The organism is Halorubrum sp. SD612 (genome assembly GCF_002135005.1).
This window is the reverse complement of sequence record NZ_NEWI01000347.1, coordinates 1-1,517: the sequence shown is the minus strand read 5'-3', so window position 1 is coordinate 1,517 and position 1,517 is coordinate 1. Positions and strand designations below refer to the sequence as shown.

General features: G+C 73.6%; 2 protein-coding genes. Both read right to left on the bottom strand.

Annotated features, from left to right (window positions below):
• A partial coding sequence (locus B9G38_RS17205; protein ID WP_143415623.1) for an alpha/beta fold hydrolase occupies nucleotides 1–529 on the bottom strand: 529 nt, incomplete at its 3' end.
• 95 nt (nucleotides 530–624) lie between these two features.
• The coding region (locus B9G38_RS17200; protein WP_086221167.1) for an ArgK/MeaB family GTPase at nucleotides 625–1,517 on the bottom strand (893 nt) is incomplete at its 5' end.

The window sequence follows — 1,517 nt, the reverse complement described above, 5'->3', positions numbered from 1 at the left end:
GCTCCCGGAGCCACCCCTTCGCCGGGCTCGGCCCCGCGGTCGCGGTGGGGCAGACCCCGACGAAGCCGGAGATCCGAACGCCGCCCGCCGCGTCGCCGCCGTCGACCGCCGCGGCCGCGTACGCCGCCGACAGCGAGGAGGCGACGACCGCCGGCTCGTCGAACTCCGCGAGGAAGTCGTGGACGAAGTCCTCGTACAGCGCGGCGGAGTAGCGGAGCGGCGGTCGGTCCGAGCGCCCGTACCCGGGGAAGTCCGGCGCGACCACGTGGTACTCGTCCGCCAGGTCGTCGAACACCGCGCGCCACTCGCCGGAGGAGCCGGCGGCGTTGATCCCGTGGAGTAGGAGAAGGTCGGGGTCGTCCAGGTCGCCCGCCTCGGTGTAGGCGACGTCCATCCCCCGCCAGCGGAAGACCCCGTCGTCGCCGTCGAGCGGGGACTCCAGTTCGCCCTCGTACCGGAGGCCGGTGTTGAGCGCGGCGAGCCCGCCGACGCCGAGGACGGCGCCGCCGAGGAGGTTCCTGAGTTTCATAGAAACGTGTTGGTTCGCTGGCGACTTATACTCGTGGGACGCGGCGGCGCGGTCGGGACGAAGCGGCCCCGCGGGGAACTCGGGGACGCCCGGCGTCAGTCGTCGCGCTCGCCGACCGTCGTCTCGTCGACGCAGTCGGCGATCGGGCCGACGATCGCCTCCGCGACCGCGTACGGGTCCGTCTCGCGGTCGCGGACGCGCTCCGCGAGGCGGTCGATCCCGCCGTGACGCTCTATCTCCGCGGTCGCCAGCGCCCCCACGTCCGCGCGAACGAGCGTCCGGATCTCCTCGGCGTACCGGCGCCGTTCGGTCGCCGCGATCTCTCCGGACTCCCGGAGGTACGCCGCGTGCGCGTCGAACGCCCCGATCAATGCGTCGACCCCCTCGCCGGTGTTCGCGACGGTCTCTAAGACGTCCGGCGTCCACGAGTCGTCGGCGTCCGGCCCGCCCTCGTCGGATTGGTCGCCGTCGCCCGCCGCGTGGTCGCCGTCACCCGCCGCGGACCCGTCGGCGCCGGGCGAGGCCATCGAGGCCGCGCCGTGGTGGCCGGCGTCGCGAGCGGTCGTACCGCCCTCGCGGCGGTGGACCATCTCCTCCAGCTCGGCGACGGTCCGCTGTGCGCCGTCCATGTCGGCCTTGTTGACGACGAACACGTCGCCGATCTCTAAGATGCCGGCCTTCAGCGTCTGGACGTCGTCGCCGGAGCCGGGCTGGACCAGCACGGCGACCGTGTCGGCGGTCCGCACCACGTCGACCTCGTTCTGGCCGGCGCCGACGGTCTCCAGGACGACGACGTCCTTCCCGAAGGCGTCGAGCGCCTTGACGGCGTCCGCGGTCGCGGTCGAGAGGCCGCCCAGCTGGCCGCGCGCGCTCATCGACCGGAAGAACACGTCCATGTCGCCGACGTTCGACCCCATCCGGATCCGGTCGCCGAGGACGGCGCCGCCGGTGTACGGCGAGGAGGGGTCGACAGCGATCACGCCGACGG